The sequence below is a fragment of the uncultured Oceanicoccus sp. genome (assembly GCF_963968385.1).
Classification (GTDB): Bacteria; Pseudomonadota; Gammaproteobacteria; order Pseudomonadales; family Dasaniaceae; genus Oceanicoccus.
In genome coordinates this window covers 1-6,982 of sequence record NZ_CAXAHB010000079.1, presented here as the reverse complement: position 1 = coordinate 6,982, position 6,982 = coordinate 1, and the positions used below count along the sequence as shown (strand labels likewise).

Here is a 6,982-nt window from a genome sequence, read left to right as displayed (position 1 = left end):
CTTTATCTTTACTTTATCTTTACTTTATCTTTCTTTTTCTCTTGCTGGTGAACCTAATCGCCTTCGGCACCGCGAATGGCCTTTATCTGACCCCACTGTTTACAACTCGGACAGAGCCAATGCAAACGCTTGACGGAAAAACCGCAGTGATCACATTGATAGCGTGGCTTGTTTTGCATCAACTGCTCAATTAACAGCTGCAAAATGGTAAGATTTTCTTTCGACTGACCGTCGCTATTGGCGATATGAAACTCAACCAGTTTAGTCAGGCCAAGCAAGGACGGTCTTTTCTTTAGTTCTTTGGCTAAAAAATCTGCCGCTGCCTGCTGACCTTTTTTGGCAGTAATCTCTTCCACCAAACTTAGCACGATAGTGGCAGAAGGATAAATTTCCAGACATTCAAGCATCGAGTGATAAAACCCCTCGCTATCACCCAGCCGTTCATAACTTGACCGCAATAAAGCTATGGTTTCCGGGATAAAGACCGGATCCTGTTCGCGGACCTTGCGCAGGTTTTTAATCGCCTTAGCATAATGCCCAGTACGAAACTCAATATCGGCAAACAATAACGAAGCCCGTACGCAACCACGATCATAGGACAAGGCTTTTTTAAGTTGCGTTCTGGCGCCATGGAAATCGTTTTTTCTCAGCGACAGCTCGGCCAATTCACAGCAGTAATGAGACAGTGCCGAGGTGATGGTTTTGTCGGTTGCTGGCGCGGCTTTTAATAGCGAGCGTTTTGGCAATAACTGCTCGGCAATATCGATAGCCTGCTGCCATTCTTTTTCATCTTTATAGATTTCCAGCAAGTGGTGCATCGCTGTTTCTTTCAGCTCCGAGGCTTCTTTAATTAGATCCTGCAGCAGACGCTCGGCACGATCCAATAGACCGGCACTGATAAAATCACGGGCCAATTCCAAGTGCGCTTGATGCAAATGCACTCTGGGCAGGCTGGGTCTGGACAAAAGATTTTGGTGGATACGAATGGCGCGCTCAACCTCGCCTTTGCGACGCATCAGATTACCCACAGCAATATGGGTTTCCAAGGTTTCGGCATTGACCTCCAGCGCTTCGATAAAAGTATCCAAAGCACTGTCAGGCTTATCATTAATAAGAAAGTTAAGGCCTCTATAATATTGGTGGTGCAGCGCGGCGTTATTATCCGCCGAAATCATGCGCCCACGCCGCCCCAGCCACCAACCAATAGCGATAGCAGTAAAGACCAGCAGTAATTGCCAGAGGTCGATCATGATTAGCTGTTGCCACCTTTACCGGATTTAGTCGCCATGGGATAGTCGGCGGCACCCAGCTTGGATAATTCTTTTTCGCGCTTATCCAGTCTGCGCTGCAATAGCAGGGACTGACTTTTAAGGCGAATCATCGCAGCACTGCTGACCAGCAAGCCCGCTACACCACCCACCACAAAGGCCAGTAATACCCAAAGCGATACCCGCTGTTCCGGCAACTGAATAACCAACAGATCCAGAGCGGCCTTGTCGGTATTTTGCATGGAGAATAACACCCCGAAAGCCAATACCCCTATTAGCAACACGATAACTAACCAACGCTGTAAGGCGCGCACCATTTAACCTCTCTTTACTAGCAATGATTCAATAAGCTGAATACCAGACATAAAAAAACGGCATGATCACTCGACCATACCGTTCATAATTAGTTTCTGCAATATGGCGTTATCGCAATAACATCGTAAGGATCAACCCTTTTGCAGACTCTGGTTAACTCGCTCCCGCATTTCCTTGCCGGGCTTGAAATGAGGAACATATTTACCACTCAATTGAACGGTTTCACCCGTCTTGGGGTTACGTCCCTGACGAGGCTCCCGATAATGCAACGAAAAACTGCCAAAACCACGGATTTCTATCCGCTCGCCAGTGGCCAATGTCTGTGACATTTGTTCAATCACTGTCTTGACTGCCAACTCTACATCTTTGGGAGACAACTGCGTTTGCCGAGACGCTATGCGCTCAATCAGCTCAGATTTAGTCATATCCACTACCCGTTACTTATTCCCAGACCGTATAACTAAAACAAGAGTAGCACTGGATAGCCATATGCGCTAATTATTAATGAGAAAAAATTCACCCTCATCAATAACTTAGCGCAAACCGTCAACATCGACAGCGGTTGAGATGTTACTCTTTGTCGTCCATTTTCGCTTTGATCAAGTCACCGATAGTACCCGGGGCAGTAGCATCAGTTCCTGACTCTTTATGCGCCTTGACCGCTTCTTTCTCGTCAGCAATATCTTTCGCTTTGATAGACACTGCAATACTGCGATTTTTACGGTCAACAGTGATGATCTTGACTTCAACTTCTTCGCCTTCTTTTAGCGCGTTACGGGCATCTTCCACCTTGTCGCGGCTAATTTCGGAGGCTTTTAAAGTACCTTCGATATCACCGGATAAAGTGATAATCGCTGCCTTGGCATCCACGGCTTTAACAGTCCCCTTAACGATGCTGTTCTTATCGTTTTCAGACACATAGCTATTGAATGGATCATCGCTTAACTGCTTGATACCTAAGGAAATTCTTTCGCGCTCAGGGTCAACAGAAAGGATAACTGTCTCAATTTCGTCACCTTTCTTGTACTGGCGTACAGCGTCTTCACCGGTCTCATCCCAAGAGATATCCGACAAGTGAACCAGACCGTCGATAGCACCGTCCAGACCGATAAAGATACCGAAGTCAGTAATCGACTTAATAGCACCGGAGATCTTGTCACCTTTGCTAAACTCACGACCAAAGGCATCCCATGGATTTTCCATGCACTGCTTGATACCCAGAGAAATACGACGACGTTCCTGATCGATATCCAGAATCATTACTTCGACTTCATCACCTAGATTAACAACCTTGGAAGGATGGATGTTTTTGTTAGTCCAATCCATTTCAGAGACATGCACCAGACCTTCAACACCCTCTTCAATCTCGGCAAAACAACCATAATCTGTCAGGTTAGTGATAGTTGCCTGTACCCGAGCACCTTCTGGGTAACGACCGGTGATAGATACCCATGGATCTTCACCCAACTGCTTCAGGCCTAGCGAAACACGATTGCGCTCGCGATCAAATTTCAGCACTTTAACATCGATTTCATCACCGACATTAACGATTTCTGATGGATGCTTAATACGCTTCCAAGCCATATCCGTAATGTGCAACAGGCCATCTACACCGCCCAGATCAACAAAGGCACCGTAGTCGGTCAGGTTCTTAACAATACCTTTAACAGACTGACCTTCTTGTAGGGTCGCTAGCAACTCATCACGCTCGGCACTGTTAGCGTCTTCCATCACCGCACGACGGGAAACAACCACATTGTTACGCTTCTGGTCCAGCTTGATGACTTTAAATTCTAGTTCTTTGCCTTCGAGGTGAGTCGTTTCACGAACGGGACGAACATCGACCAAAGAACCGGGTAGAAAAGCGCGGATAGAATTAACGTCAACGGTAAAACCACCTTTAACCTTACCGTTAATCACACCGATAACCGACTCTTCACCGGCATAGGCTGCTTCCAGCACTTTCCAGGCTTCAGCGCGCTTGGCTTTTTCGCGGGACAGTTTGGTAACACCCCAACCGTCTTCAACCGCTTCTAGCGCCACTTGTACTTCGTCACCGACTTCAAGAGAAAGCTCACCGCCTTCACTAATAAATTCGCTACGTGGGATAATACCTTCTGATTTCAGACCAGCGTGGACGGTTATCCAATCGCTATCAATATCGATAACAACGCCGGTTACAATCGAACCAGGCTTCATATCGATAGTACTTAGACTTTCTTCAAATAAATCCGCAAAACTTTCCATTACTGTGTATACCTATTTTAAAAGCTGGCAACGTTTCCCTTATCAAAAGGGCAAGACCTGACTTTTTGGAAGTCGGGGGATCTTACGCCACCCTCCATAGAACCAGCTTCTATGGGCCATTTACAAAAAATCCACACGCGGTGACAGCTGGAATCTCACCTCGAATGGAACGTTAAATCCTTTGGAATCAAGTAGTTAGATAGCGGTTGGGATTAACTCTGAATCCTGGCTTGCACCTGACTAAGCACCTGAGAAAACACATCCGCAATGGCTGTGCCGCTGCTGTCGATAACAATGGCATCGTCAGCTGGCTTCAGCGGCGCAATGGAGCGGTTCATATCCCGCTGATCACGCTGTTGGATGTCCTCCAAAAGGGCGGCGAGATTAACACTTTCACCCTTGCTTATCAACTGTTGGTAGCGCCGTTGCGCCCGTTCTTCGGCGGAGGCGATCAAGTAGATTTTTACCGCGGCTGCAGGAAATACGATAGTGCCCATATCGCGGCCATCGGCCACCAAACCCGGCGCCTTGGCAAAGCTTCTTTGCAACGACTTTAAAGCCTCCCGAACCGGCTGATGAATGGCCACTTTTGAAGCCAGCGTGCCACTGCTTTCAGAGCGCACTTCATTACTGATATCTTCATGGTCCAATAGCACCGCTGATGGCTCGCCAGGTTCGCTGGGTCGAAACTCAACATTAAGGTTGGCAGCCAGATCTGCCAAAGCTGCGGCATCATCAAAGCCAAGCCCTTTGCGTTCGGCCGCCAGACCGACAATCCGGTATAAGGCGCCGCTATCAAGCAAATGCCAGCCCAGCTCTTTCGCCAGCAGCTGGCAGATAGTCCCTTTGCCTGAACCACTGGGACCATCAATCGTGACTACAGGTACTGTATGGGTATCAAACACAAATTTTTCCAAATAATTCAAAATAGCTGGGGAAGGTTTTGGCGGTACAGCCCGGGTCATTAATGGTAATAGCCGCATCACCCATTGCCGCCAGTGAAAAACACATCGCCATACGGTGATCATCATAGGTATCGATAGCGGCAGATTTAATCTTGGCTGGAGGAGTCACCTCAATATAATCATCGCCCTCTATCACCTCTGCCCCAACTTTTCTTAACTCGGTAGCCATAGCCGTCAAGCGATCGGTTTCCTTCACCCGCCAGTTATAGACATTACGGATAGTGGTGGGACCATTGGCAAACAAGGCGGTGGTGGCAATCGTCATTGCCGCATCGGGAATATGGTTAAGGTCGACATCAATACCGTTTAATGTCGCTTTGCTAGCTTCTATATAATCTTCTGCGTAGCTGATCTTGGCACCCATCTGCGCCAACACCTCGGCAAAACGGATATCACCCTGAACCGAGTTTTTGCCCACCCCATAGACCCTGACCGTACCACCAGCAATCGCCGCCGCTGCCAGAAAATACGAGGCCGAGGAGGCATCACCCTCCACCATCAGCTCACCCGGTGAGCGATAACTCTGGCCGCCCGCAATCGAAAACGTTTGGTAATTGTCATTACTGACAACAACACCAAATTTAGCCATTAAATCTAGGGTAATATCGATATAGGGTTTGGAAACCAACTCACCTTTTACCTTGATGGTAATAGCCTCTGAAGCCAAGGGGGCTGACATTAATAGCGCGGTTAAAAATTGACTGGAGATACTGCCATCGATTTCGATCTCGCCACCATTGAGGCCAGTGCCGGTAATTTTAAGCGGCGGATATCCGGTGGTTTGCAGATAGTCAATACTTGCACCTAAAGGCTGCAAAGCATCGACCAGATGCTCGATCGGGCGCTCAGACATTCGCGGCTCACCGGTCAGGGTATATTCACCGCCCGCTCCCAGACATAAGGCTGCGGTTAGCGGCCGCATCGCAGTACCGGCATTACCGAGAAACAATTCAAAACTACCGACATGGGCTAACGGGCCAGCCATGCCTTTTACTACACAGGCGCTACGATCCACCGACAGTTCATAATCAACACCCAGTTGCTCAAGTGCATTGAGCATATGGCGAATATCATCGGAGTCCAACAGATTGTGGATTCGGGTTTCACCTTCAGCCAACGCCGCTAATAACAAAGCGCGATTGGAAAGGCTTTTGGAACCGGGAATAACGACTTCACCATGTACACCGGCAATCGGTTGCAGGACTAGTTGTTCGACGCTGGACATGATTAAGCTCTATGAGTCTATATAAAAAGGGGTTGCATACTACCATATTGATCGCTGAGATTTCAGCGTCGGCAAAGTATCGTTTTAACGCTGTTGCTGTTCCAGCATTTGCGCAAACTTATCGCGGGCTGTTTTGGCCCGATTAAAACAGCCGAGAATATTTTCGCTATCACCGGTAGCAATCGCCTCGCGCACATTGGCTAACTGTGCCGAAAACTCATCAATGATTGTTAGTAAGGCATCGCGGTTAGCCAGTGAAATTTCATGCCACATGGTCGGATCGCTAGAGGCGATACGAGTAAAGTCACGAAAACCGCCGGCGGCAAAACGAAAAATATTTTGCTGCTCGGGATTCCCCGCCAGCGCATCAACCAAGGTATAGGCAAGAACATGAGGTAAATGGCTAGTAGCCGCCAGCACTTTATCGTGCTCATCCACCGGCATGTCAACTAACTCGGCGCCGACTGACTGCCATAGGGATTTTACTGTCTGCAATGCTTGCGGATTGGTTTGTTCCGTAGGGGTAACAATCACACGGTGATTAACGAACAAATCGGCTTTGGCCGCCGCCACGCCACTTTTTTCTGAACCGGCAATGGGATGAGCTAAAACCAAATTAGCCGGCACAGTACCAAAGGCTTGTTTGGCAACGCTTAGTAAATTGCCTTTAACACTGGCAACGTCGGTAATAATAACCTCTTCATTTACCAGCGGTGCCAACTGCTTTAACATCTCCGCAGCTATTAAGGTAGGCGTGGCAATAACAATAACTTCAGCACCGCTGATCGCTTGGCTTAAATCCAAGCTGTAACGATCAATAACACCCAACTCTAGAGCTTTGTTTAGAGAAGACTCTCGCCGACCCCAGCCTACTATTTCGCCAGTAAAGCCGTTGGCTTTTAACGCTTTCGCCAACGAGCCGCCGATTAAGCCTGGTGCCAGGATAGTGATTTGGTTGATGG

At 48.1% G+C, this 6,982-nt stretch carries 7 protein-coding genes; all 7 read right to left on the bottom strand.

What is annotated here, in order from left to right:
• Positions 1-53: 53 nt before the first annotated feature.
• Positions 54-1,250: a lipopolysaccharide assembly protein LapB gene (gene lapB, locus AACP44_RS07885; RefSeq protein WP_339339965.1), complete on the bottom strand. Its 1,197-nt coding sequence runs from the start codon at positions 1,248-1,250 to the stop codon at positions 54-56.
• Between the two features lie 2 nt (positions 1,251-1,252).
• Positions 1,253-1,585: a LapA family protein gene (locus AACP44_RS07880; RefSeq protein ID WP_339339964.1), complete on the bottom strand. Its 333-nt coding sequence runs from the start codon at positions 1,583-1,585 to the stop codon at positions 1,253-1,255.
• Between the two features lie 129 nt (positions 1,586-1,714).
• Positions 1,715-2,008 carry an integration host factor subunit beta gene (ihfB, locus tag AACP44_RS07875; protein ID WP_339339963.1) on the bottom strand — a complete coding sequence of 98 codons (294 nt, stop codon included), beginning with the start codon at positions 2,006-2,008 and terminating at the stop codon, positions 1,715-1,717.
• 145 nt (positions 2,009-2,153) lie between these two features.
• Positions 2,154-3,830 carry a 30S ribosomal protein S1 gene (rpsA, locus tag AACP44_RS07870; RefSeq protein WP_339339962.1) on the bottom strand — a complete coding sequence of 559 codons (1,677 nt, stop codon included), beginning with the start codon at positions 3,828-3,830 and terminating at the stop codon, positions 2,154-2,156.
• Between the two features lie 212 nt (positions 3,831-4,042).
• On the bottom strand, positions 4,043-4,735 hold the full coding sequence (cmk, locus tag AACP44_RS07865; RefSeq protein WP_339339961.1) for a (d)CMP kinase: 693 nt from the start codon (positions 4,733-4,735) through the stop codon (positions 4,043-4,045).
• Positions 4,728-6,020: a 3-phosphoshikimate 1-carboxyvinyltransferase gene (gene aroA, locus AACP44_RS07860; protein WP_339339960.1), complete on the bottom strand. Its 1,293-nt coding sequence runs from the start codon at positions 6,018-6,020 to the stop codon at positions 4,728-4,730. The genes cmk and aroA overlap by 8 nt, the downstream gene beginning before the upstream one ends.
• Positions 6,021-6,104: 84 nt before the next feature.
• The gene (locus AACP44_RS07855) at positions 6,105-6,980 is read right to left on the bottom strand and encodes a prephenate dehydrogenase/arogenate dehydrogenase family protein (protein ID WP_339339959.1); all 876 of its coding nucleotides are present in this window, start codon (positions 6,978-6,980) and stop codon (positions 6,105-6,107) included.
• Positions 6,981-6,982 lie beyond the last annotated feature (2 nt).

Bases quoted from the DNA above. Each gene is read 5' to 3' on its own strand.
- lapB (WP_339339965.1), bottom strand. From the start codon at position 1,250: ATGATCGACCTCTGGCAATTACTGCTGGTCTTTACTGCTATCGCTATT.
- rpsA (WP_339339962.1), bottom strand. From the start codon at position 3,830: ATGGAAAGTTTTGCGGATTTATTTGAAGAAAGTCTAAGTACTATCGAT.
- aroA (WP_339339960.1), bottom strand. From the start codon at position 6,020: ATGTCCAGCGTCGAACAACTAGTCCTGCAACCGATTGCCGGTGTACAT.
- AACP44_RS07880 (WP_339339964.1), bottom strand. From the start codon at position 1,585: ATGGTGCGCGCCTTACAGCGTTGGTTAGTTATCGTGTTGCTAATAGGG.
- ihfB (WP_339339963.1), bottom strand. From the start codon at position 2,008: ATGACTAAATCTGAGCTGATTGAGCGCATAGCGTCTCGGCAAACGCAG.